Source organism: Thermogemmatispora tikiterensis, assembly GCF_003268475.1.
Lineage (GTDB): Bacteria > Chloroflexota > Ktedonobacteria > Ktedonobacterales > Ktedonobacteraceae > Thermogemmatispora > Thermogemmatispora tikiterensis.
In genome coordinates, this window is the sequence record NZ_MCIF01000002.1 from 440,284 (window position 1) to 463,994 (window position 23,711).

Genomic DNA, 23,711 nt, shown 5'->3' on the forward strand with positions numbered 1-23,711 from the left:
CAGGCTGCGCTGGACAGGAAGGTAGAGAGCGACAAAGCTGTCCTTCCTTTTTTATCCATCTTATGTACCAATTGTGGGGAATAGAGTGCTGGCACTCTGGCTGCTCTCCTCACGGAATTTCCTATAGTAGTATATGGGCAACCTGACTGCCAGAGATCAATCAGCATCGCTCACTCTTCCATCAGCGGCCTCTGCCCCGTTACAGAGAGAGCACGGCGCTCGCTGTGTAGCCCACCGCCTGCTTCACTATGCCTCTGGCCGTATGCCAGCGTACCGACCAGTCTACCTGACGCTGGCCGGCAATCTGTAGCTGCCAGCCGCCTGCTGCAGTGGGCAACAGCTGCCATTCCGTAGCTACACCGCTGGCGTCCCAGACAATGCGCCCACGACCTGGAGCGCCGGGGTAGACCTCCAGCGTCACCTCGTCGGGGGCCTCCTCGTTCAGGAAAGCCCGCTCCGGTCCGAGCGGCAGCACGCTACCAGCGCGCACATAGACGGGCAGAATCTCCAGCGGTGCCACTCGTGTCACATAGCGTCCGCCTTCCAGCCGCTCATCGCTCCAGAAATCGATCCACTCCCCGACAGGAAGATAGAGGCGGCGGGCTACTGGCTCACGCGCCTCACTAAAGACTGGGGCCACGAGCAAGGCCGGGCCGAGCAAGTAGGCATCATCGATCACGGCGGCAGTCGGATCTGCCGGGAATTCGAGCAGCAGCGGGCGCAGCATCGGTAGTCCGTGGCTATGGGCCTCCCAGGCCAGGCTATACAGGTAGGGATTGAGGCGCAGGCGCAGCCGCGCATAGCGGCGGAAAATAGTCAGGGCTTCCTCTCCGAAGACCCAGGGTTCCCGCGGCGTGGTCCCGTGTGCCCGCGCCAGCGGTGAGAAAAGGCCGAATTGGGCCCAGCGAATATACAACTCTGGCGATGGCGGCGGCCCATAAAAGCCCCCGATGTCGTGAGCCCAGAGGCCCGGAGCACTCAGGGCCAGATTCAAGCCTCCGCGCAGAGAGCAGGCCATCGCCGCCACATCGGTTTTCGGGTCACCACCCCACTGCGCCGGATAGCGCTGCGTACCCGCCCAGCCAGAGCGCCCCCAGACAAAGCCTGGCCGTCCTGTCTCCTGAGAAATCACCTCATGGACAGCAGCGTTGTAGAGCAGCGGATACAGATTGCGCAGCTCATGGCCGCTCATTCCATTAGCCGCGCGCGCCTCGAGCGGCACCCCCTCGCCAAAGTCCGTCTTGAAAACTGCCACCCCGGCGCGCAACAGTGGACGATGCAGATCCTGCCACCAGGCGCGCGCCGCGGGATTGGTGAAATCGACAATCGCGCGCTTGCGGCCATCGGGGGGCGGCCCTCCAAAATCGGCCCCGATCGGCTCACCCTTCTCATCACGCAAGAAGTAGCCTGCGCTCGCCGCCTCCTGGTAGCGCGGTGCCTGTTCAGAAACATAGGGCAGCTCCCAGAGCGAGACCTTAAAGCCACGCTCACCCAGCTCGCGGATCAACCCCGGCAGATCGGGAAAAGCCTCCTCGTTGACCGTGAAATCACAGGAGAGATTTGGATGCGCCAGCCAGGCCGGATCAATGTGGAGCACATCGCATGGTATCCCTTCAGCTCTGGCCCGGTTGGCAACCTCCTCCACCTCCGCCCGGCTCTGGTAGCGGCAGCGCGAAAGCCAGACGCCGAAGGCCCAGCGCGGAGGCAGCGTCGCCCGTCCAGTCAGACGCGTGTACTCTTCCAGAATCTCGCGCGCCTCCCGCCCGAAGAGTACAAACAGATCAAGGCTCGGCTCCGCGCAACGTACCAGCGCTGCCCGCGCCGAGGGCGTCCCCAATGCCAGGGTCACAGGCGTTGGCGTATGCGCAAAGAGGCCATAGCCGCGCGACGACAGCAGAAAAGGCACATTCTTATACGACCCTTCGGTCGTTGTTCCCCAGGCATCAATATTGAAGAGGTGGACCACCGTGCCGCGATGATCCAGGCGTGCGAAGCGCTCGCCCAGGCCATAGAAATGCTCAGCGGGATCGATGGCCCACGACCAGTATGCTGCCCTCCGTTCCCCTGGTGCGGAATACAGGCCCGGCGGTGGCGTACAGAGGAGGCCATGCACATTGCGATCATCAAGCGCTGTGCGCCAGGTGACAGCCGGGGCGGCTTCACTCTCGATCTGGACCGCAAACGGATCGCGCTCCAACCTGATACTGATCCCCTTTAGCCAAGCGCGGACCCCCGTCGCTATCTCCTCGATGGAGGGCAATGGCAGCTGAGAGCCATAGGTTGCGGCCAGCACCTCTTCCAGGGCGCCGGGCGCCAGCATCCCGTAGGTCCGCTCCTGCTGTAGCGCCTCCGGCTCTCCCAGGCGCAGGCGCAGACTGCGAGGAGACACCACCTGCAGCTCCAATGTCAAGCGTGCCTCAGCAACTGGAGACTCGCCCTGAGCGCCTGTTTCGCGCCCTGTCCCTGTCAAGTCCTCCGCCTCTGCCGGGCGATTGGGCACTCCGGTCGTCGTCATCTGCTGAGCCAGCGGCTCAGCGCTTACCACCACGGGACGGAGCGGGCCGCCCAGCGTCCGAAACGGAACCAGGGCTACCTCGGCCCGCACCCCTCCCGGGATGGCCGTTACCTGCACCAGCCGTCTCAGATAAAGGCCCTGAGTCACCATTTCCGGCCTATCGCCGGTCATCTGCATCGCCTCGCTCATCGCTCCTCCTGACTCCGCCGGTAGTCCTGCAAGAACGCCTCAAGGCCCGCTGTTGTCAGTGGGTGTTCGATCAGCTGCGTCAGGATCGTATAGGCCATCGTGGCGATGTGTGCGCCGGCCCTGGCGACTGCCGTCACATGCACAGGATGGCGCAAGGCTGCCGCGATAATCTTCCCGGGTTGCTGCTGGACGCGCAATGTCTGGGCCAGATCGGCCACCAGGGCCACCCCATCCTCGCCGACAGCATCGAGGCGACCGACAAAAGGACTCACATAGCTTGCACCCGCCGCCAGAGCTAACAGGGCCTGATTGACTGTAAAAATCAGTGTCGCGTTGATCTCTGGCCGGCGGGTCAGCCGCTGCTGCTGAGCGAAGCGGGCCCGGATCGGGCAGTCTGTCACGTGGGCGCAGCCCTGACAAGAGGCCATGACCTCGCTCCGACTCAGGCGAGCCATCGCCTTGAGACCCTCGACGGTAGTTGGCAGCTTCACCACCACATGTGGCGACCAGGTTGCAAAATCCAGTCCCTGGGCCACCATCCCGTCGGCATCGAGGGCCACCACCTCAACACTGATTGGTACATCTGCGATCCAGCACAGCTCTTGAATGTGCCCACGCATCTCGCTCTCGCGCACGCCTGCGCGCGCCATATGGCTGGGATTGGTTGTCACGCCGCGCAGCACCCCCCAGGCGGCAGCCGCACGCACTTCCTCCAGCTGAGCTGTATCGAGATAGAAATCCATAACCTGGCAACCTCCTTTGTTAACCTTTCAAGCCACCGGCGGTCAGACCCGAGACAATTCGTCGCTCTAGCAACAAAATGAGCGCCACCAAGGGCACCACCGACATCACCATTGCCGCCGACAGCACACCAAAATTCGTCGTAAATTCCGTCTGACTCAAGATCACGATCCCCACAGGCAGCGTATATGTTGCCGTCGTCGTATAGTTCAGCGCGAACAGGTATTCATTCCAGTCCCCAACAAAGACTATCACCGCGGTGGTAAACAGCCCGGGGATAATCATAGGGAGCACGATGCGCACAAAAGCCCCGAGACGGCTCATGCCATCGAGGGCCGCCGCCTCCTCATATTCGAAAGGCACCTCCTGTAAAAAAGCCATCAGAATCAAGATAGCCATCGGCAGGCCAAAGACCGAATACGGAATGATCAGAGCCAAGAGACTCCCTATGAGATGCAGGCTCTGCAAGACCATATAGAGAGGAATGACCTGGGAGAACGGTGGAAAAAGAGAGAGCGAGACGACGAAAAGCAGCGCCAGCCGCTTCCAGCGAAAGCGCAGGCGGGCAAAGGCATAAGCGGCCAGTGTGGCCAGGACCATCGTCACCAGGGTTGAGACCAGCGAGGCCACAATGCTATTGAGGTAGTAGCGCCCGATATCCCCCTGGAGGGCCTCGATATAGCTGCTCAGCGTTGGACGAGCAGGCCAGAGCGTCGCCGGGATCGAAGTGGTCTCCTGGGGAGTCATCAGCGAGGTCAGGAGCGCCCAGATCAGGGGCAGAAACTGCACGACGATGATCACCGCCAGCGCAAGATAGAGCAGTGTCTGTCGAGTCAGCGGCTTCAGCTGCGGGCCGCGTGACCTTGTCGTCGGGCGAGAGGATTCTCTTGCTGGTGCTGTCGTCGTAGGAGCCAGCGCCATACTCGTTTCTCCTTCAGCGACACCCCTGTTATCTCGTGCCTGTCCGCAGAAGCGTCCGCATATAGAGCACGATGAACACCAGAGTAATAGCCGTCAATACCACGGCGATCGTCGAGCCATAGCCGAAATCGCCGAACTGTTGGATCTGCAGATAGATATACAGGCCAAGGTTCTGGGTAGCGTTGCCCGGGCCACCGTTCGTAAAAGCGCTGATCAGATCAAAAGCCTGCAGCGACTCGATGGTGCGCAGAATAAGCGTCACCAGCAACACCGGACGCAGCAGCGGGAGCGTGACACGCCAGAGGGTCTGCCAGCGTGAGGCCCCGTCGACGCGTGCCGCCTCATAGACCTCCTCGGGGATGCCCTGCAGTCCCGCCAGCACCAGCAGCGCCACCAGCGAATTGGCCTTCCAGATCGCCAGCACGTAGATGAGGAGCGTCGCCAGCTGAGCGGAACCCAGCCAGACGATCGGATGTGCCGGATTCACGAGGCCCAGGTGCTCTAACAAGCTATTGACCAGGCCGTACTGGTCGTTAAACATATAGGCCCAGATCACCGAATTCGTAGCGGTAGGAATGGCCCAGGGGAAGAGAATAGCGGCCCGCGCCAACCAGCGCCCGCGAAAGGAGCGATTGGCAAACAGCGCCAGGGCCGTCCCGCAGATCATCTGGCCGCAGACAGTCACAAGGCTATAGAGTAATGAAAAGCGCAGAGCGCTCCAAAACTGGTCATCGTGGAGGAGCCGCAGATAGTTGGCCAGACCCGCGCTCGTCGTGCCCAGGCCGAAAGAGCCTCCCTGCTGAAAGGAAAACCAGAGCGTACTTAACACTGGGTAGACGCCCAGCGCAAGCAGGGCCAGAATCACAGGCAGCAGCATCAGCCAGGCCAGCCGCTCCTCACGACGCTCCAAAGGGCCGCGAGGGCTACCTTCTTTGGCTTGCAGCAGCGGCGCCCCGATCGTAGCCATAGATACACCTCGTTCTTGCTTTGGGCAGAGTCACAAACGCCAAGCCAAGGTCGCTGGCAGCGGGGGACGGACAAGAGGACAGGAGAGGCTGGCCGATGGGTTCTCTCTGGCTCGTTTGGACATGGGAACAAGGGCCAGCAATTACCCGGCGGTGGCGGTGGCGGAGCCGCCGCCTGCCCTCTCCTCTCCTCTCCTTTCCTCTCCTCTCTCCTTCCACTGCCCTCCTGCCGTGCGCGGCTCACCTCATGTCAACGACGCTACCTGTGTCTGGACACTGTTGAGAGCTTCGCTCGGGCTGGCCTGGTTGCTCAGCACGGAGTTGATCGCCGCCTGCAGCGGGGTTGTGAACTGGTTATAGTTCTTCAGCGTCGGGCGATTCTGACCGCTGTTCAGGATGCTGCCGATCTGCTTAAAGTAAGGCACCTTGGCCTGGACCGAGGCATCGCTGACCACATCGGGACGGCTGGGAATCAAGCCCGCATTGAGGGCCATCGAGGTCTGCGTCTCCTTGCTCAGCATATAGTCGATGAAGGTCCAGGCAGCCTCTTTATATTGTGAATTGGCGTTGATCGCCAGCACCCAGCCGCCGGTGCAGCCGTGACCGCTGTGACCACTGGTTGCCAGCGTGGGCGCGACGCCTACCTTTCCAGCCACCTTTGAGCGCGAAGGCGTATTCGCGATTGCATAGGCGAAGACCCAGTTGCGCATGAACGGTGCCTTACCCTGGCTGAAGAGGGTCAAAATATCATTGGGGGCATAGGTCGAGGTCCCCGTTGGCGCCAGCCGGAACTTATAGATCAGGTCGTGCATGTACTGCAGCGCATCGACCTGAAGCGGGCCGTTGACCTGCAGCTTGCCTGGTTCCCCAATAGAGCCGCCGGCGCCCCAGAGGAATTCCAGCCACTCGTCGACAATGGCCTCAATCTTCTTGCCTGGCATCAGATAGCCGTAACTGACCCCGTGTGATGATTCCCCGGCCAGAATACGCTCGGCCAGAGCCTGCATTTCCTCGCGGGTTTGCGGCACGCTCCCGCCGTACTTCTCGACCAGATCGGTGCGGTAGTAGAGCATGCCGATATCCATGTAGCGCTGGATGCCATAGAGGTGGCCATTCACGCGGCCAACGGTGCGCGCGCTTGGCCAGAACTGGTTGAGGTAGCTGGAGGTGACGTACTGGTCGATGGGGGCCAGCCAGCCGGGGGTAGCAAACTGCGCGGGCCAGGTCACATCGATCTGCACCACATCGGGTGTGGGCGACTGGGCGCGGAAAGCATTGACAAACTTGCTGTACTGATCGGTGGCCACTGAGGGCAACTCGACATAGTCCACATGGATCTTGCCGGCATGCAAATCATTGAAGCGCTTGATCTCCGCCGTTTGCTCGCCGGTAGTATCGACCAGGGCCGCGAACTGGATGGTCACAGGACCACTGGTGGAGGCCGGTGCTCCGCCGCAGGCGGCCAGCCAGGAGCCAAGAACGGTCACCCCCAGGCTTGCCTTGACCCCCTGGCTGAGCACCCTCCGTCGTGTGAGCCTGGGGGAGCTTGCCGGGTTTGGCTCTGCTTCAAGCCCAAAAGCGGAACCAGCCGCTGGTCCCATCTCGGATCGTACAGGTTGCATCTGCGGAGCATCGTCGTTGATTACCATGTCTCATACCGACCTTTCTGTTATGCTAGACGCAAGAGGGGCAACAGGGATCAGTTCCCGCCTGTGGGCCGGCGTGGGCGCTGAGCAGCCAGTTCCTCGGGCTGTCTCGACTGATCCCTCTGCTCAGCAGTCGCTATCTTGCCAGGTCTGGCCTGACTCGCTAGAGCGCCACCTTCTCGATCTCCAGCAGCTCTGCCAGGGCCGCCAGCGCTGCGGCCTGATGGCCCGCCACGAAAGCGACATGGTGCTCCCAGCCGCCTTCGATGAGGGTATCGAGTAGCTGACGAGCGTCACAGCTGGGACGGAAGACCGCTGTATTGCCCGCGAAGCGATTGACCGGCTCGTCAAGAAGCTCGCCTTCGGCGTAGAGCAGGCGGTAGCCGCGAGGGCCAACACCAAGACGAGCCAGCGTGGCCGGCCCAGGACGAATGGCGAAGTTGCCGGTCACACCGATCCGGCGATTGCAGTGAACGGTAAGAGGAATCTCCTCACCCGGGCGCGCCAGACAAGCGGGAGCGTTGCCACAATGCCAGAGCGAGATCGTGCCGGCCTCCTCATTGAGCGCCACGACATCGGCCAGCAACGGGGCAGCACCGCTGAGCCACTGCAGGATCAACAAGGTAACGGCCCCGTGAAGATCAGCTTCGCAGGCACAGACGAAGCCATCGTCAGCCAGGCGACCAAGAGTAGCGCAGGGCATCAGACCAAAGTCCTGAGGAAACTCCGGCCAGCAACGCACGGCCAGCCCATCAAGCTGCTCTTCTTGGAGCAGGGAGCGAAGCGCAACATAGGCGGCTCCGAAACGCCGGACCTCGTCCGGGTTAAGCGCTGACAGACCAGAGGTGGCTGCCTGCGTTGAGGCAATGGCCGCGTCCACGGCGCTGGCCGGGACCTGGCTGGCCGCCTGGAAAATGCGGGTGAGGTTGACGTGATGCACGCCGGTGCCGATCACACGCCCCAGCTCCAGCTCATCGAACTGGCAGCCATAGAAGCCTGGAGGAGCCTCGCCGACGAGCCCAAGACGGCTCGTGCGCAGGCGTCTACGCGTCGCGGCAGCTTGAGCCAGGGCCTTGAGTGGCTCAAACAGACCGGCCTCGCCGGGATCGCCGTAGAGGTAGCGAACCACCCGTCCTGTTTTGTGCAGGGCATGGGCCGCCAGATGGGCACCACAGAGAGAATTGAGCCAGAGCCGCTCACCGGGAGAGCCCGGCTCGCGCAAGGCCCACAAACAGACGGGCGCAGGGATATGAGCGGCCAGCTCGACGGCCATGCTGGCGTCACTGAAGGTGGCGCACAGTAGGACAAGGACGTCTGGCTCTCGCTCTTGGAGGTGGATGGCGCTCTGGCGCGCGGCCTGGGCATCCATCAGCAGAGAGGTGTCGCCGTAAACGGGCCACCCCTCTTGCTGCAGGGCTGCCAGGGCCTTCGCCGCCATCTGCCCGGCATAGTCGACGGCGAAGGTAGGGCGCGCAATACTGGCAAAGGCTAACACCGGTAGCGGTGCTTCTCGTCGGTTTTCGCGGTTCATGATCACTTGCTCTACCTGGCTTTGCTCACTCACTCAGCTGGCCAAGACAGGGCTGCCCGACTTGGCCTGACGTGACAACCTGATCTTGCCCTCGCGTCCCGGTTCGCCTCGGACGCGGGTCAGCGCTCGCGCCCCGCAGCTCGCAGTACCAGGGCCTCAAGGGCGACGCTGGCAGCCCCAACTAGGCCGGCATCTTCTCCAAAGGTGGGCGCTACCAGCTCTATGGTTTCGTCTCTGGTCAGGAAGGCGCGCTGGTGTAAACAGGTGGCAACGGCAGAGAAGAAGAGATCACCTGCCTCAGCGATCGCGCCGTGCAGTACGATGCGGCTCGGGTTCAAAATATCGGTGAGCGTTGAGAGGGCGATGCCCAGCGATTCGCCACAGGTGCGGACAACAGCACGGGCCACTTCATCCCCCTGGCGCGCGAGCGAGGCCAGGCGACGCACGGCTTCCTTTGGACTGGCCGTCTCCGATTGGAGGGCCAGGCCCTGCAGGCTGGCCAGACGCACAATGGCTGGCTCGGCGGCGATAGTCTCCAGACAGCCGCGATTGCCGCAGGCACAGCGCTCACCCTCCGGGTCGACAGTGATGTGACCGATCTCACCGGCGCTGCCGTGTGCCCCGCGATAGGGGTAGCCGTTGATGATCAGCCCGGAGCCAATGCCGGTGCCAACATAGACAAAGGCAAAGTCCGGCCAGAAGCGCCCCTGACCCAGCAGGGCCTCACCCAGAGCCATTGCTCGCACGTTGTTATCCAGCGCTACCGGGCATCCCAGCCGCTCAGCCAGTAAATCGCCTAAAGGGACCTTTTCCCAGCCAAGACGCGGAGCCCGCTTGACCAGGGCTCGCTCGCTGTCAACCAGGCCAACGACTCCCGCCCCCACTCCAAGGAGAGAGGTTTTCGTATATTCGTTGTCGGCCAGCAGATCGTGCAGCTTCTGGCCAATCAGGGCGACCGTCTCGCCAGGACTGAGAGGGCGCGGGGTGCTGACCTGGCTGCGGACCAAAACACGCCCGCGCAGAGTGCACAGCGCCAGACGTATCGCGCTCACTCCCTGGTGCACTGCTCCAATAATGGGTCCGTCCTCGGGCAGGTCTAGCAGGATGGCGCTCGCCCCCACACGCTTCCCTCGCGCTGGACCAACCTCGCGCAACAATCCGTCCTCGATCAGTTCACGCGTAATGTTGCTGATGGCGGCAGCGGTCAGGCCGGTGCGGTGCGCCAGGTCGATCCGCGCCAGTGGCCCCTCGCGCAAGATGATGCGCAGCACCTGCTCCCGGTTGACCTCGCGTAACCCATGCCGCGTCAGACTGGTGGTCATCGCTCCTCCTCTCGCCGCGCCTTAAATTGATTTACTTAATTAATTTAAACCCTTGTTCAAGACTATACCCGGCGATGGGACACCCTGTCAAGGGTTTGGATGCCCCACTGGAAAGATAAGGATGACCCCCAGACCCTGCTGGGAATGGAGAGACGGTACTCGCCGCTGGTAAGTGGCGCGAGGGCCACAGCCCTTGACAACCCTCTCGGAGGCAACTATACTCCTCATCGTGTGGTCATACCTCCTACCTCTCGAATTGAGGAGGGAAAGAGAGGACCCCAGGGAAGTCTGGCGGCTTCAGAAGCCGTTGACCCCTCTAAAGAAGAGAAAAACAAGCGGGGAGCGTTAGCATGAGCCAGGCTGACAGCCAGGCCCTGGAAGAGCGACGCGGCGCGTCGGCGGCGCCTGGTTTTCTTATTCACAACGAAGGCGACCATGTTGCCGTCGCTGTTCAAGATGTGCAGCCGGGTCGCCATCTTGCTGTCTACATGGACAGTGAGCGCGAGATCACCATCAGCGTTTTGGAAGCCATCCCTCTGGGGCACAAAGTAGCCCTCAGCGACCTGGACGAGGGGCAGGTGGTGATCGAATATGGTTTGCCGATCGGGCTGGCGCGCCGACCTATTCAGGCCGGGCAGCATGTCCACACTCACAACATCAGGAGCGCGCGATGGCAGAACAGCATTTAAGCGGCTACCGTCGTCCTGACGGTCGTGTAGGCATTCGTAACCACGTCGTTATTTTGCCCGTTGACGACCTCTCCAATGCCGTCTGCGAGGCAGTGGCGCGTACGGTACCCGGAACCCTGGCCCTGCCCCATGCCTATGGGCGACTGCAGTACGGCGCCGACCTGGAGCTGACCTTTCGCACCCTGGCGGGGACCGGAGCCAACCCGAACGTCGCGGCGGTGGTTGTCATTGGCATTGAGCCGAACTGGACCCAGCGCATCGTTGAAGGTATCGCCCCGAGCGGCAAGCCAGTCGAAGGTCTCTCCATCGAGCGTTTTGGCGACCTGAAGACCCTGGAGAGGGCGGCTCGTGTGGCACAGCTCATGCTGCAAGATGCCTCGGAGCTGCGTCGAGAGCCTGTGGAACGGGAAGAGATCATCATCAGCATCAAGTGTGGCGAGTCCGACACCACCACCGGGCTGGCCTCCTGCCCGACGGTGGCCCAGGTCGTTGATCGTCATGTGCAGGCGGGGGGGACAGTCATCTTCGGCGAGACCTCAGAGCTGACGGGAGGTGAGCACCTGATCGCCCAGCGCTGCATCGACGAGGCTGTACGCTCCCGTTTCCAGGCCATGTACGATGACTACATTCGGGAGATCGAGGCCAGCGGGGCCAACCTGCTGGGATCGCAGCCGACGCAGGGCAACATCCGCGGTGGTCTGAGCACCATCGAAGAGAAGGCCCTCGGCAATATTGCCAAAACCGGCACTGTACCGGTAGTAGATGCCCTGGAGCCGGCCCAGGCCCCGACCAGGCGTGGCCTCAATTTCATGGATTCTTCGTCGGCGGCTGCCGAGTTCATCACCCTGATGGGAGCGGCGGGCGCCGTCTTACATTTGTTCCCTACGGGTCAGGGCAATATTGTTGGCCATCCGATTGTGCCCGTGATTAAGATTACGGCCAATCCCCTGACAGCGCAGACGATGGCCGAGCACATTGATCTCGACGTCTCGGGCCTTCTCCGGCGCGAGTATGGTCTGCGCGAAGCAGGGGATCAACTGATGGCCCTCATTGATCGCACCATCAATGGCCGTCTGACCTGTGCTGAGGCCCTGGGCCACCGCGAATTTGTGTTGACGAAACTCTACCGCAGCGCCTGAGTGCCTGGATCAAGAGGAAAACCCTGCTGCAGGGAGCAGCTAGCTACCATAGAAGGACAAGGCATCGCTATGGCTGATCACGATCTTTCATCGACTGCCTCCCTCTATATCGCTGGCGAGTGGTGCCCTCCTGCTGAGGGCCGCCGGCGAGAGGTGTGCAATCCTGCCAATGGCTCGCTGGTGGCCACTATTGGCTATGGCGGTCGAGCCGAGGCGCTGGCGGCAGCCGCCGCCGCGCAGGATGCTTTTCCGTCCTGGGCGGGCCTGCCGGCGCGGGCGCGGGCCGACCTCCTCTTGCGGGCCAGTCTCTTGTTGCAAGAGCGGGCCGAACGCATCGGCTACCTGCTGGCACTGGAATCGGGCAAGCGTTTGCCCGAGGCCGTGGCAGAGGTACGCTTTGCAGTGGAATATCTGCGCTGGTTCGCCGAGCAGGTGCGACGCCCAGCGGGTGAGCTGCTGCGTCCTGAGACTCCTCAGCGGCGGCAGCTTACCCTGCGGCAGCCCTGCGGGGTGGCGCTCTGCTTAACGCCGTGGAACTTCCCGGTCTCGATTCAGGCGCGCAAGATCGCTGCTGCCCTGGCTGCTGGCTGCACGGTCGTCTCGCGCCCCTCGGAGAAGGCGCCGCTGGCTGTGATCGAACTCTTTCGCTGCCTGCACGAGGCGGGCCTGCCGCCTGGCGTGGCCAATCTGGTTCACGGGCCGGCGGCGGAGATCACGGAAACCTTGTTGCAACATCCCTCCGTGCGTGTCGTCAGCTTCACCGGTTCGACCGAGGTTGGGCGCCAGATTATGCGTCAGGCTGCTGAGCGGATAGTTCGTCCTCTGCTGGAGCTGGGCGGCAACGCGCCCTTTATCGTCTTCGCCGATGCCGATCTGGAGCGCGCAGTCGAGGGGGCCATGCTCGCCAAGTTCCGCAACAATGGGCAGTCATGCATCGCGGCCAATCGCTTTTTCGTGGAGGCGCCGATCTTCGCCGAGTTTGTCGAGCGCTTCGCGGCCCGTATCAACGCCATGCGCGTCGGCAATCCCGTTCAGGAGCCGATCCCTGATCTCGGCCCAGTGATCGACGAGCAGCGCCAGCATGCGCTTACCAGACTGGTGGAGGAGGCTCAAGCGCAGGGGGCCCGTGTTGTCACCGAAGCGGTGGCGGTTCCTGCCCAGGGAAGCTTCGTCGCGCCGGCGCTCCTGGTCGATCTCTCTGTCGAGAGTGCGCTGGCTCAGGAGGAGGTCTTTGGTCCTGTGGCGCTCGTTTTCCCGTTCGAAACGGAAGAGGAGGTCATTGGGCGGGCGAACGCCTGTGAAATGGGGCTGGCGGCCTATTTCTATACGCGCCAGCTTGAGCGGGCCTGGCGTGTGGCGGAAGCCCTGGAAGCTGGCATCATTGGCTTGAACTCGCCCCTGCCCTCGGTAGCCTATGCCCCAATGGGCGGCCTGAAGCAGAGCGGCCTGGGGCGCGAAGGCTCACACGAGGGTCTGGATGAGTTTCAAGAGGTCAAATATCTCAGCTGTGAGTGGTGAGCGCCTGCTGACAGCCTCGACCAAAGGAGGAAGCACGGTGTTGATTGTTGTCAGTGAGTGGCTGGCCTCGCCCGGCCCCGAATTGCTGGCGGCCTCTGGCCACACGCTTTGCTTTGATCCCATGCTCTGGCGTGATCCTGAGCGTCTGCGGGAGCTGGTGGCCGAGGCGGATGCGCTCATTGTGCGCAATCAGACGCGAGTCACGGCCTCGCTGCTGGAGGCGGCCCCTCGCCTGCGAGTGGTTGGGCGCCTGGGGGTGGGACTTGACAATATCGACCTGGAGGCACTTCAATCGCGGGGGATCGGGCTGGTGACAGCGCGCAATGCCAATGCCATTGCCGTTGCTGAGTATGTCATGGCTGCCATGTTGCAGGTGACGCGCAACCTGGCGGCGGCGGATGCCAGTGTGCGGGCCGGCAAGTGGGAGCGGGAGCGGCTCGGCGGGACAGAGCTATGGGGGCGTACCCTGGGCCTGGTTGGTGTAGGAGAGATCGGGAGGCGGGTGGCCAGGCGGGCGCAGGCTTTTGGAATGAGCGTGATCGGCTACGATCCCTTTATCGGCCCCTATGACTATGCGCCGGCGGAGCTGGGTATTCGTCTGCTCTCGCTCAGCGAGGTGCTGGCACAGGCCGATGTGGTGAGCGTACATGTGCCTCTCTCGCCGGAGACCTACCATCTGCTCGACGCCGAGCGGCTGGCTCTGATGCGTCCCCAGGCCGTTCTGATCAATACGGCGCGTGGTGGCATCGTCGATGAAAGCGCGCTGGTCGAGGCACTCACCGCCGGGCGGTTACGCTATGCCGTGCTGGACGTCACTGAGGAGGAGCCGCTGCCAGCGGAGAGTCCTTTGCGCTCCTGCTCTGCGGTGCTGCTCACGCCGCATATCGCTGGCCTGACGGCGGATGCCCAGGAACGGACCTCGCGCCTGGTGGTCACGGAGGTCCTGCAGCGCTTAGCCGCCCTCTCGGTCAGGTAAGCAGGCGAGAATATAGCTGCGACTCGCCTGAGAGGTGGTCTCTTCTCCACTAAGGGGGGGAAGTTTCTGCCGCGAAAGGGGGAGAAAACGATGACAGATGCGGCTGGCGTGGCACCGGCTTTGGTGGAGGCCGCGGAACTGGAGCGGTTTGCCACGGCTGTCATGGAGGCCGTCGGACTACCGGGCGCCGACGCGCGCACGGTGGCCTGGGCGCTGGTAACGGCCAATCTAGAGGGGATTGATACGCACGGAGTTTCTCGTCTGGCTCTCTATGCGCGGCGAGTGCGCGCCGGTCTGGCCGCCGCCCGTCCCCGATTGCGCTGGAGCCACCCGGCGCCGGCGGTGGCCCTGCTCGATGCGGATAACGCCCTTGGCCCAGTCGCTGCCGTGGCGGCGATGGACGAGGCGGTCCGCCTGGCCCGCAGCCAGGGGACGGGCATGGTGGCGGTCGCCCATACCAATCATGCGGCAGCGCTCTCGGCCTATGTCGAGCGCGCGACCGAGGCTGACTGTCTGGCGCTGATGGTCTGTAATACGCCGCCGGCCATGCCGCCCTGGGGTGGGCGCCGGGCTTTTCTCGGCACCAATCCGCTGGCCTTCGCCGCACCCGGCGCGGCGCCGGGCGAGCCGCCGGTGGTGATCGATATGGCGACGACCGTTGTGGCGCGTGGTAATATTATCATGGCCGCTCGTGAGGGACATGCGATCCCCGAGGGGTGGGCCGTTGACGCTGAGGGGCGTCCTACGACGGATGCTCGGGCGGCACTGGCCGGGGCTGTGCTGCCGATGGCTGGCCCCAAAGGCTACGCCCTTGCGCTCATGATCGAGATCCTCTCGGCGATCGTGCCAGGTTCAAGTTGGGGACCGCATGTACGCTCGCCGTATGAGGACTGGACGGGGCCGACCGACGCGGGCCTCTGGTGTCTGGCGCTCTCTCTGCCGGCGCTGATGCCCCAGGAGATCTATCGGCAGCGCCTGGGGAGCCTGCTGGAGGCGCTCCAGCAGGAGCCTGCTGCTCCCGGCGAGGAGATCCGCATCCCTGGGGCGCGGCGGGCGGCGACGCGGACCCGGCGCCTGGCTCAGGGCATTCCCCTTGATCCGGCGACACTCGCCGAGCTGGACGCGCTCAGTGCGGAGCTTGGCGTCAGGCCACTTGCATGGAGGGCACCGTAGAGCAATGGGGGTCTTTCAACCGGTACAGGATGATCATCGCAGCCTGGAGGGGCGCATCGTTTCCTATATTCGTGACCTGGTGGAGCAGGGTGTGCTGACGCCTGGCGAGCGCCTGCCGCCGGAGCGGGAGCTGGCCGCTCAGTTGCGAGTGAGCCGCACGGCGCTGCGGGAGGCGCTGCATACACTGGCGGCGCTCGGCCTGGTGGAGGCGCGGCATGGTCGTGGGGTCTTTGTAGTTGGGGGATCGCTGCAGGCCACGGCGCAGCGCCTCTCGCTGGCTCTGGAGGCTCGCGAGACGGAGGAGGAGAGCGTGGCGCGCATTCGTCAGCTCTTCGAGATCCGCCGCGTACTGGAGGGGGCGGCAGCCGAGTGGGCGGCCCTGCGTGCACAACCGGAGCAGATTGCAGAAATGCAGACCGTCCTCGCCAGGGATCGCGCCCTGCGCACCGCTGAGGAGGTTGACCGGGCGCTCATCAGCGAGCTGGATGGGCAACTCCATGCCTTGATTGCTGCCAGTACAGCCAATCGCCTGCTCGTGCTGCTCATGGCCTCCCTGCTGGATGAGTTGGCGACCGCACGCAGTCGCAGCCTGGTCTTGCCGGAACGCATCAAGCGCTCACTCGAACAGCATGCAGCCATCGTCGAGGCGATTGCCGCTCATGATCCACTGGCTGCCCGCGCTTCTATGATCGCTCATCTCGACGATGTTGAACAGGCCATCGTCCACAGTCTGGAGGCCCAGGATCGGAACCAGCCCGCTCAGACGCAGGACAGCTGAAACCTATCGACGCGACAGAGGGACGAGCCTGATCGCATCGAGCCAGTTGTTCCAACTTGTGCATCGGAATCATCCGACGAGAGGCCAGCGTCATGATTTGATAGCTAAGGCCTCTGTTATCTCTATCTCCTCCTCCTCCTCCTCCTCCTCTCTATTAGCTTCCCAGAGGAAACTATAGACAACTATGGCTCTTCTGGCAGTTCGTACCAGCGCACACGCTCGCCGATGATGGCCCGCCAACGCCAGCGCCAGCCTTTGCGAGCGGCTTCGATCGCCTCCTGCAGCTGCAGGAGGCGATCATGCAGTAGTGCCAGAGCCTCATGATCCTCGACCAGAAGAGCAGCGCGTCCTCGTAGGACAGCCAGATTCGTCGTCACCGTCTTCCAGAGTCCCCAGTCGCGAGCCAGCAGGGTGGCAATGCGATTGACATTCAGCAGGCCCGGTTCATCGTGTGTGCCCCAGGGAGCGGCTAACATCAGGGCGAGCGCATCCCGCATATCCTTCTCCGTCAGCTCCACGATTTGAAGCTTCGTCAGTAAAAGATCAGCGAGCGGGAGCGTCACAGGTTGGAGGGCCAGACGATCGGAGAAGGCGAGGCGGTGACACATCTGAAATTCGTCAATGAATATATCCACTTTTTCGCCTTTAGCGAGATACATCAGGCGATAGCGGCCATGCAGCACGTTGAAAGACTTGTTCGGGAGGAGGCCCAGCTCTTCCAGCCACTGCTGCACACGGCGGCGTTGAGAGCTGGTCGTGAAGAGATCGAGATCGCCGGGCTGTCGCAGTAGAGAGGGGGGGACCTGAGCGCGCGCGGCATGGAACTGCACTGCGTGGCCGCCGAGCAGACGGGCACCGATGTCGGGTCCCGTCACGAGGGTTTCTAGCAACGTCTTCGACCAGTGGCTCGTTGGCAGACTCGTCTCCATTGTTGTTTGCTCCTGGCGAAGTAATCGAGAGCGTTAGCAACGCTTACTCTGGGGGAATTTCCTGGAACACAAGATCGAGATCGATACCCTGGCGCGCGCGCAGCCAGCGCACTGCGGCATAGTAAAGGAAGCCGGATAGGAAGACGGCAATATTGATCAGAAGCATGGTTGGCTGCGCGAAACTGATGCCCGAATTGGGGTCCAGAAGGAAAGCCCACTCGATGACTAAGAGGCCCACCACGCTGATCCCTCCCAGCACAGAGAGCAAGGGCAGGCGTCCCAAACGCCAGTTTACCGGTGAGGCCTCGAACATTTCCCGCTGCCGGAGCGGGAAGACGATGGCGGCGATCGAGGTCAAGATGAAAGTAAACACCTGACCGAAGAAGCCGGCAATGGTTGCGAACGAAGGGTCGTAGGCATAGACCGCCAGCAGCACCAGACCGAGCAGACCCGAAAGCCCGATTGACCAGATCGGGGCATGCGTGCGCTCGCTGACCTCGGCCAGACGCCCAGGGGCCAGACCATCCAGGGCCCAGGCCATCAAATTGCGCGTCGTTGTCAGGATATAGATCGGCAGCCAGGCGAACGTCCAGAGAGCAAAGCCGACACCCATCAACAATATCAGGAGCAGATTATGGGTGAGCATCGTCGCAATTTCTGCGAACGTCGGAATAAAGCTCAGATGCAGCGCTGCCAGATCGGCGCTGTCCAAAGCGCGCCAGAAAGGCAGGGCAGCAGCATGCAAAGCGGCCCAGACCAGCAGCAGAATCCAGACAGTCGAGTAGATGAGCGAGCCTGGCATGCCGAGCATCTGGGCGCGGTTCGCCCCTTTGATTTCGCCGCCGATGTAGGCCGAGGCGATACTGAAGCCAAGCACGCTGAAAGGCCAGGTCATGCCAGCGATAGTTGACAGCCAGTTCAGGGAAGAAGATGGGGAGCTTCCAGCATTCCTGAGCAAGTAGTGGTAGGTGTCACTCAGGCCAGTGAAGGGAGCCAGATAGCTATTGAAGGCTGTGACCAGGCTGTTGGCGCGAAGGAGGAAGACCAAGCCAATCACCACCAACCCGGCAGAGGCCACAATAAAGAGCCAGCGCTGCAGGGTCATATAGGTGTTGATGCCGATCGAAAAGACGACCACGTAGGCGAGAATCAGCAGGCCCCCTGTTAAGAAGACTCCGGTGGGAGTCGTGAACCAGTTGCCGATGGTCGCCAGCGCTGGAGCATGAAAATAGACACTCAGACTACGGCAGAGGGCGGAGATGCCATACTTACCCAGGAAAGCCGCAGGCACGCCAATATAAAGAAAGCTCCAAAGCGTGTAATTCCAGTTGGCGACGAAGCCCCAGACCGGTGAGAGCGAGCGGCTGACGTAGACATATTCGCCGCCCGAGCGCGGCATGGCGCTGGCGAACATGGCATAGACCAGGCTACAGGGCAGGACTGCTACGAAGCAGAGCAGCGTGGCCAGATACATGTTGGCACCGGGGTAAGCATCGGTCGGGAGGAAGAGGAACATGAAGGCCACCCCGATGGCGATGTTGATGAAGTTCACATTGTAGATGAAGACATCTGAAGCCTTGGCCTGGCGCACCAGCCCTGTTGCTTTTCGAGAGAAAGTGCTGACCATAGGGGGACGCTCCTTCATAGATACAGTCATCCAATCAACCGGGTGACCGTCATGCGGTCACCAGTTGATAGCCAGCCACGCGGTCCCGGGCGAGCTGAATGATTGCGCCATGCAGGACGCCTTCGCCGTACTCGCTGCCTGGATTCAAGCACAAGGTACGGCCCAGCTTGCGTGCGCCGCGCGACTCGTGGACATGCCCATGCAGTCCCAGCAATGGCTGATAGCGCTCAATGGTCCGACGCACAGCCAGGCTGCCCACGGGGGTCATCACCGTGTGACCGGCGCGTGTCACCACCTGTCCATCGCGGAGCAGGGGGGCGTGATCCAGTCCTGAGCCGTGAGGGGGAACGTGCAAGGTAAAGATCGCGCGTTCTGGATGAGCCAACTGATCGGCGAGGCGGACGATCAGGGCTTCCAGCTCCTCTTCTGGCAGCTCGCGCGGGCTATCGAAAGGGGTGCGATTGCTATAGCCGACCACGATCATCTCATGTTCGTCGTCCAGAGCAGTGACCTGTCCGTCAGCGTTCTTCACGTACTGTGTCTGTCCCAGAACGCGATCCACGATCCACTCATCATCGTTGCCCGGATTGATGAAGCAGCGCACCCCCAGGTGTTGCAGGCGCTCCTCTGCGATGGTCAGCCAGCGTTCAAGCGTTTCCACGACGAGCCGTTCGAAGAGGGCGCTCTGTTTGGCTTTATCAGCTAGGATAGCCTCATACTCATCCTGTTCCAGGCGCACGGGGTAGAAGCCATTGAAACGAATAGCCTTTTCCAAGGCTTGCAGCTCGTCGCTCGTCTCAGCTCGCTGAATGCGCCCAAGGAAATTGGCCTCGTAGCCACCATCGCGGCGAAGAAGAGGCACCACAATCTTGCCAGTGATATCGCCGCCAAGGATGAGCACATGAGCCTTATAGAACTGAGCAGCGTTGAGGAACTTCAAGAAGCAGCGTTCCGAGCCGTGGATATCGCTCGCGTAGAAGATCCGCGTTCCGCGGGTCATCCTTTGCCTCCGTTATCGAACGAATCATGTCACTGATCCTGGACTGCAAAGCGGCAGGCGCAGGATAGCTCAGCGGCCCCCGATCTTGCCATGAAGAACCATCGTAGCGATCACGTCGACAATAGCGCGTACTGCCATCAGGGCTGTCGTATCGCTGATGTCATAGGGAGGCGAGACCTCTACGACCTCCATGCCGCAGACACCTTCCCGGGCCACCAGTTGCAGCAGCTTCAAAGCCTCCCTGGGAAGGAAGCCGCCAGGCTCTGGCCAGCCGGTGCCGGGCACAAAGCCGGCGTCGAGCGAATCGATATCGAAGCTTAAATAGACGGCCTTTGCTCCTTTCCAAGCTACTTCCAGGGCGATCTCGGCCACTTTCTCGATGCCCAGGCGCTCAACATCAGTAATGGTCAGAATGGTTGTTCCTCGCTCGCGTGCTACTGCAACGCCGGCGCGGGGGACCTGCCAGCCGCCGATGCCAATCTGAACCAGGTTTGCGGGGGGAGCGTTGGGGATATTAGTCGCGTGAAACCAGGGGGTCGTGTGCATGCGCTCATCCATGTCCTTTTCTTGCGTATCGACATGGCGGTCAAGGTGGATAATGCCGACGTTGCCTTCGATGTTCTCCGCTATTCCTCGTAGGCATGGGTAGCCAATGGCGTGATCACCGCCCAGGATAATGGGCATGGTCCCTTTGCTCAGCACGAACGAGACGGCCTTGCTGATCTGGTCGAAGCTCTTTTCGATATTGGCCACGGTGAAGACATCGCCTAGATCGCAAATTTTGACCTGCTCGCGCAGGTCAACGCCCAGCTCGTAGTTGTAGGTCGTGTAGAGGGCTGAGATGCGGCGAATGGCCTGCGGCCCAAAGCGAGTGCCTGGTCGGTAGGTCGTGCCGATGTCAAAGGGGACGCCCAGAATCGCGATGTCATATTGATCCACCTCATGAACATTCTCGAGGAATGGCATCTTCAGGAATGTATTGATGCCTGCCCAATGAGGTAGCTCCCCGCGACTGAAGCAGGAGATCGTTCGATCCTCAATGCTCTGGGCCGCTTCTAACCCCAGAGCGATGGCCCGACTTATCTCCGCCTCACTGCGGGCTTGGGGTAACTTTGCCTCCGCCTGGGCTGCGCTATACCCCTCAAAATCTTCCCGGCTGAAGGAGGCATCCTTGCTTTCCCGATGGCTAAGGCCGTGATTGTGAAAGATGCTCATAAAACCAGTTCCCTCCCTAGACGTGGCCATTGGTGATCGGTTAACGGCGCACCTTTTTCACGTCCAAAGTCGAGGTCAGCTCGTTGTCCCTTTACAGCCCGGCGCTCTGGCCTGGACTCATCTGGCCAGTCGCTGGCAATAAAGAGAAAGCCGGCAAGTGCGAAGAACAGCGTCGAGGACACTCGCCTTCTCAACCGGTAGACAGGCGAGAAAAGAGCGCTCTCTCTTGCGGTGATCAGCCAAAAGGAGCACGCTCTTTATTTCTAAAGCCTCTAAAAATGGTAGGTGTAACTGGAACACACTGTTGCTGCTGGCTTGCCGGTGGGAGAGGCTGATCAACTCTGACAGCGATGCTTCTCCGCGCGAGGTCCGTTGTTTAGGACAAAATGCACAGATTGTGCGCCGTCACCCCCTCTATAGAGAGTATAGGGAGGCAATGAGACCGAAGGCTATGGCCACTTTAGCCGAGGATCTGCCGCTGGGTTTTGGGCAATATATACAATCCTGCCCTGGAGAGCCTGGGGGAAACGAGCGCCGTCGCTGGCCATCGGTGCTGACCCGGGCTGCCTGATCATCTTCCCCTTTCATTGCCAGGCTGGCTGCTGTTACACTTGAAGAGGTAGCTTCAGGAACGGGCGACAGCGTCCTGAAGATGCTCTTGTCAGAAGTGTTTCTCTGCTTCAGACCGCAAAGGGGCCGGGGACGGGGCAGGAGTCGACAAAACGTCTGTGATCGAGGTTCGGGATAGAACTGCTACTTGCCATTTCTGGTGAGGATGGGGCGAGCGAGCAACGAAGAACTCCAGTGGCTGGCACAACAGGAGCTGCCCAGGGCATGGATTGCATGCGCCCCTGAGTAGGGGATGGCTTCCCCGTCCGGTGTGGCGAGGGGGAGTTGCTCCTGTGGTGTGAGGCAGGGACCCTGGCTTGCTGACAGTCTGGCGTCGATGCAGGATCACTTTGCCCCTGTCTGCATAACAGAAGAAAGATGATAGCCAGAAGAGGGACCGTACTCTCAGCAAGCGATAAAGGAGATGTTGCAACCTGACAGGCAGCAAGGCCTGCCTGCTCCTGGTCGGCCCGTGCTCCCTCCTTGCTGCTCTGGCGAGTGAGGTTCCTCAACACGTGGGGAAGAAGACTCATGCCTATCCTGATTCGTCTCCTTGCGGCTCTCATCGGCGATTGGAAGCGGCAGAGCAGGCTGTCTCAGCTGAGCCGCCGGCAGTTGGTGATGGCGCTTCTCGTCGATGGGGAGAATATCGGACCAGAGTGGGCGGCGGCCATCGTGGTCAAAGCCAGCCAGTTCGGGTGCCCCACCATCCGGCGCATCTATGGGGATTGGACTACTGGCTGCATGGCTTCATGGCGCGCCGTCGCGGAGTGCTGTGGCTTCCAGCAGGTCCAGGTTCCACGAGCCGCGACCGGCAAGAACGCCGTTGATCTCGCCCTGGCGGTCGACGCTATGGATCTCCTCTTTGAAGGACTGCGCAGCTTTTGTCTGGTGAGTAGCGACAGCGACTATGCGCCCCTGGTCAGGCGCCTGCGCGAGGCTGGCTGCTTTGTGCTGGGGATTGGCCATCCACCGGTTTCTCAGATGCTCTGCGAAGCCTGCCACGTTTTTATTACCACTGATCAGCTGCATCGGCTGCGGCTGCTCAAAACGGCACCGACAACAAGCCAGGAAAGCCAGGTCACTGCCAGGGAGCAGCCTGCTCCTGCGAAAGAGCCGTCCCCGTCTCTGCCCTCCCAGGCTGCGTCATCGGAGCTGGCCCAGCCTGCTGCTGAGAAGGAGAGCCAGCCGGCCCGAACGGTGCCCAGAGAGCTGTTACTGTCGGCCTATCAGGAAGCCACTCAGGTGAGCAAGCGCCAGGATGGCTGGGTGAGCGAGTCCCAGCTCGGGCAACACCTGCACAAACGGGCGCCTCAGTTCAAGCCCAAAACCTATGGTTTTCGCTCGCTGCGGGAGCTGTTGGAGCAGGCGCGAGCCGAGGGTCTCCTTGAGATCCAGCGCAGCGATGGCAAACAGTGGTATGTGTGTGCGCCTGCCTCTGCCTCCTCGGTGCCCCAGGAGCCTCCTCCGCAGCCGGAGTGCTGACTGATCGAACGTTCCCGGCTGCCGAAAGGCGTCTTTGGCGCTGGGCGGAGGAGGGAAAGACCGGGCGAGCTGGCTGACCAGGTGGCTAGCGAGCTAGCCATGTGTCACGTCATGTGTCACGTGTTGAAGGAGAAAAGCTGATTCATGCAGGAATCTATTCAGAGCAGCTGGCAGAATTTTTACGTCATTCTCGGCTCGGCCTCTGCTACCTTGATCGGGCTGATGTTTATCGTGATCACCTTGCTGGCCTCAAGAAGAGCACATCAGGCCAGTGAAGAGGCCATAGGAGCTTTTGGCACGCCCACAGTGGTCCATATGTGTGCTGCCTTCCTCGTCTCCCTGATCCTCTCCGTCCCCTGGCCGGCGCTCTGGCAGGCGGCCTTGCTAATAGACATCGGTGGCCTGGCTGGCCTCATCTATATACTCATCGTGATTCGGCGGGCGCGCCGCCAAAGGAGCTATCGGCCCGTCTTAGAAGACTGGATCTGGCATGTGATTCTCCCCTTCCTCGCCTATGCCTCCTTTCTCGGTGCAGGGTTAGCGCTGCTGAGCAGGGCCTGGCCCGCGCTCCTGGTCATTGGCGCTGCCGCTGTTCTTATGCTCCTCGTTGGCATTCATAACGCCTGGGATACAATTACCTACTTAACCTTTCAAGACACTCACTTGGAGAACAGCCAGCAAAAGGAGGAGGACCAACAAGAGGTCTGAGCAGGAACAGGGGCCGGAGAGCAGCCAGGCAGGAG

The 23,711-nt window shown here is 61.7% G+C and carries 19 protein-coding genes; 8 read left to right on the forward strand and 11 right to left on the reverse strand.

The features are described 5' to 3' along the window. Positions 1–199: 199 nt before the first annotated feature. The 7 genes from A4R35_RS01975 to A4R35_RS02005 form a co-directional block, all read right to left on the reverse strand. Positions 200–2,704, reverse strand: coding sequence for a glycoside hydrolase family 31 protein (locus A4R35_RS01975; protein WP_112426029.1), 2,505 nt, complete (start codon positions 2,702–2,704; stop codon positions 200–202). Then, positions 2,701–3,447, reverse strand: a complete 747-nt coding sequence (locus A4R35_RS01980) for a transaldolase family protein (protein WP_112426031.1) — start codon at positions 3,445–3,447, stop codon at positions 2,701–2,703. The genes A4R35_RS01975 and A4R35_RS01980 overlap by 4 nt, the downstream gene beginning before the upstream one ends. Before the next feature lie 19 nt (positions 3,448–3,466). After that, the gene (locus tag A4R35_RS01985; protein ID WP_112426033.1) at positions 3,467–4,366 is read right to left on the reverse strand and encodes a carbohydrate ABC transporter permease; all 900 of its coding nucleotides are present in this window, start codon (positions 4,364–4,366) and stop codon (positions 3,467–3,469) included. 28 nt (positions 4,367–4,394) lie between these two features. Then, positions 4,395–5,333 carry a carbohydrate ABC transporter permease gene (locus A4R35_RS01990; protein WP_112426035.1) on the reverse strand — a complete coding sequence of 313 codons (939 nt, stop codon included), beginning with the start codon at positions 5,331–5,333 and terminating at the stop codon, positions 4,395–4,397. 243 nt (positions 5,334–5,576) lie between these two features. After that, complete coding sequence (locus A4R35_RS01995) at positions 5,577–6,818, reverse strand: ABC transporter substrate-binding protein (RefSeq protein ID WP_189361232.1); 1,242 nt, start codon at positions 6,816–6,818, stop codon at positions 5,577–5,579. A 322-nt stretch (positions 6,819–7,140) separates the two neighbouring features. Next, positions 7,141–8,508: a hypothetical protein gene (locus A4R35_RS02000; RefSeq protein ID WP_112426039.1), complete on the reverse strand. Its 1,368-nt coding sequence runs from the start codon at positions 8,506–8,508 to the stop codon at positions 7,141–7,143. Between the two features lie 119 nt (positions 8,509–8,627). Continuing rightward, complete coding sequence (locus A4R35_RS02005; protein ID WP_112426041.1) at positions 8,628–9,830, reverse strand: ROK family transcriptional regulator; 1,203 nt, start codon at positions 9,828–9,830, stop codon at positions 8,628–8,630. A gap of 350 nt (positions 9,831–10,180) precedes the next feature. On the opposite strand from A4R35_RS02005, the gene A4R35_RS02010 reads away from it, so the two are divergent. The 6 genes from A4R35_RS02010 to A4R35_RS02035 all read left to right on the forward strand — a co-directional run bounded on the left by A4R35_RS02010 (position 10,181) and on the right by A4R35_RS02035 (position 16,103). Further along, the gene (locus tag A4R35_RS02010) at positions 10,181–10,519 is read left to right on the forward strand and encodes a UxaA family hydrolase (protein ID WP_112426043.1); all 339 of its coding nucleotides are present in this window, start codon (positions 10,181–10,183) and stop codon (positions 10,517–10,519) included. Beyond that, positions 10,501–11,658: a UxaA family hydrolase gene (locus A4R35_RS02015; RefSeq protein ID WP_112426045.1), complete on the forward strand. Its 1,158-nt coding sequence runs from the start codon at positions 10,501–10,503 to the stop codon at positions 11,656–11,658. The genes A4R35_RS02010 and A4R35_RS02015 overlap by 19 nt, the downstream gene beginning before the upstream one ends. A 69-nt stretch (positions 11,659–11,727) precedes the next feature. After that, positions 11,728–13,176 (forward strand): NAD-dependent succinate-semialdehyde dehydrogenase, encoded by a 1,449-nt coding sequence (locus tag A4R35_RS02020; protein ID WP_112426047.1) that lies wholly within the window; start codon positions 11,728–11,730, stop codon positions 13,174–13,176. Between the two features lie 37 nt (positions 13,177–13,213). Beyond that, positions 13,214–14,152 (forward strand): hydroxyacid dehydrogenase, encoded by a 939-nt coding sequence (locus A4R35_RS02025; RefSeq protein ID WP_223258150.1) that lies wholly within the window; start codon positions 13,214–13,216, stop codon positions 14,150–14,152. Between the two features lie 90 nt (positions 14,153–14,242). Beyond that, positions 14,243–15,325: an Ldh family oxidoreductase gene (locus A4R35_RS02030; RefSeq protein WP_112426049.1), complete on the forward strand. Its 1,083-nt coding sequence runs from the start codon at positions 14,243–14,245 to the stop codon at positions 15,323–15,325. Positions 15,326–15,329: 4 nt separating this feature from the next. Next, on the forward strand, positions 15,330–16,103 hold the full coding sequence (locus tag A4R35_RS02035) for a FadR/GntR family transcriptional regulator (protein ID WP_112426051.1): 774 nt from the start codon (positions 15,330–15,332) through the stop codon (positions 16,101–16,103). 182 nt (positions 16,104–16,285) lie between these two features. Here the strand turns inward: A4R35_RS02035 and A4R35_RS02040 are convergent, their stop codons facing one another. The 4 genes from A4R35_RS02040 to A4R35_RS02055 all read right to left on the reverse strand — a co-directional run bounded on the left by A4R35_RS02040 (position 16,286) and on the right by A4R35_RS02055 (position 20,874). Beyond that, entirely contained in the window at positions 16,286–17,032 is a 747-nt protein-coding gene (locus A4R35_RS02040) for a hypothetical protein (RefSeq protein WP_112426053.1), read from the reverse strand. A gap of 43 nt (positions 17,033–17,075) precedes the next feature. Next, complete coding sequence (locus tag A4R35_RS02045; RefSeq protein WP_189361234.1) at positions 17,076–18,659, reverse strand: APC family permease; 1,584 nt, start codon at positions 18,657–18,659, stop codon at positions 17,076–17,078. Between the two features lie 49 nt (positions 18,660–18,708). Continuing rightward, positions 18,709–19,659 carry a metallophosphoesterase family protein gene (locus A4R35_RS02050; protein WP_112426057.1) on the reverse strand — a complete coding sequence of 317 codons (951 nt, stop codon included), beginning with the start codon at positions 19,657–19,659 and terminating at the stop codon, positions 18,709–18,711. Positions 19,660–19,728: 69 nt separating this feature from the next. Further along, positions 19,729–20,874, reverse strand: coding sequence for an agmatinase family protein (locus A4R35_RS02055; RefSeq protein WP_112426059.1), 1,146 nt, complete (start codon positions 20,872–20,874; stop codon positions 19,729–19,731). A gap of 1,140 nt (positions 20,875–22,014) precedes the next feature. Here A4R35_RS02055 and A4R35_RS02060 point away from each other — a divergent pair. After that, positions 22,015–22,968 carry an NYN domain-containing protein gene (locus tag A4R35_RS02060; protein ID WP_112426061.1) on the forward strand — a complete coding sequence of 318 codons (954 nt, stop codon included), beginning with the start codon at positions 22,015–22,017 and terminating at the stop codon, positions 22,966–22,968. 144 nt (positions 22,969–23,112) lie between these two features. Then, positions 23,113–23,676: a hypothetical protein gene (locus tag A4R35_RS02065; protein WP_112426063.1), complete on the forward strand. Its 564-nt coding sequence runs from the start codon at positions 23,113–23,115 to the stop codon at positions 23,674–23,676. Positions 23,677–23,711: the final 35 nt, after the last annotated feature.

Coding starts and splice junctions, on each gene's coding strand:
- A4R35_RS02015 (WP_112426045.1), top strand. CDS start 10,501: ATGGCAGAACAGCATTTAAGCGGCTACCGTCGTCCTGACGGTCGTGTA.
- A4R35_RS01980 (WP_112426031.1), bottom strand. CDS start 3,447: ATGGATTTCTATCTCGATACAGCTCAGCTGGAGGAAGTGCGTGCGGCT.
- A4R35_RS02000 (WP_112426039.1), bottom strand. CDS start 8,508: ATGAACCGCGAAAACCGACGAGAAGCACCGCTACCGGTGTTAGCCTTT.
- A4R35_RS02040 (WP_112426053.1), bottom strand. CDS start 17,032: ATGGAGACGAGTCTGCCAACGAGCCACTGGTCGAAGACGTTGCTAGAA.
- A4R35_RS02010 (WP_112426043.1), top strand. CDS start 10,181: ATGAGCCAGGCTGACAGCCAGGCCCTGGAAGAGCGACGCGGCGCGTCG.
- A4R35_RS02045 (WP_189361234.1), bottom strand. CDS start 18,659: ATGGTCAGCACTTTCTCTCGAAAAGCAACAGGGCTGGTGCGCCAGGCC.
- A4R35_RS02020 (WP_112426047.1), top strand. CDS start 11,728: ATGGCTGATCACGATCTTTCATCGACTGCCTCCCTCTATATCGCTGGC.
- A4R35_RS01975 (WP_112426029.1), bottom strand. CDS start 2,704: ATGAGCGAGGCGATGCAGATGACCGGCGATAGGCCGGAAATGGTGACT.
- A4R35_RS02030 (WP_112426049.1), top strand. CDS start 14,243: ATGACAGATGCGGCTGGCGTGGCACCGGCTTTGGTGGAGGCCGCGGAA.
- A4R35_RS01990 (WP_112426035.1), bottom strand. CDS start 5,333: ATGGCTACGATCGGGGCGCCGCTGCTGCAAGCCAAAGAAGGTAGCCCT.
- A4R35_RS01985 (WP_112426033.1), bottom strand. CDS start 4,366: ATGGCGCTGGCTCCTACGACGACAGCACCAGCAAGAGAATCCTCTCGC.
- A4R35_RS02005 (WP_112426041.1), bottom strand. CDS start 9,830: ATGACCACCAGTCTGACGCGGCATGGGTTACGCGAGGTCAACCGGGAG.
- A4R35_RS02060 (WP_112426061.1), top strand. CDS start 22,015: ATGCCTATCCTGATTCGTCTCCTTGCGGCTCTCATCGGCGATTGGAAG.
- A4R35_RS02050 (WP_112426057.1), bottom strand. CDS start 19,659: ATGACCCGCGGAACGCGGATCTTCTACGCGAGCGATATCCACGGCTCG.
- A4R35_RS02035 (WP_112426051.1), top strand. CDS start 15,330: ATGGGGGTCTTTCAACCGGTACAGGATGATCATCGCAGCCTGGAGGGG.
- A4R35_RS02055 (WP_112426059.1), bottom strand. CDS start 20,874: ATGAGCATCTTTCACAATCACGGCCTTAGCCATCGGGAAAGCAAGGAT.
- A4R35_RS02065 (WP_112426063.1), top strand. CDS start 23,113: ATGCAGGAATCTATTCAGAGCAGCTGGCAGAATTTTTACGTCATTCTC.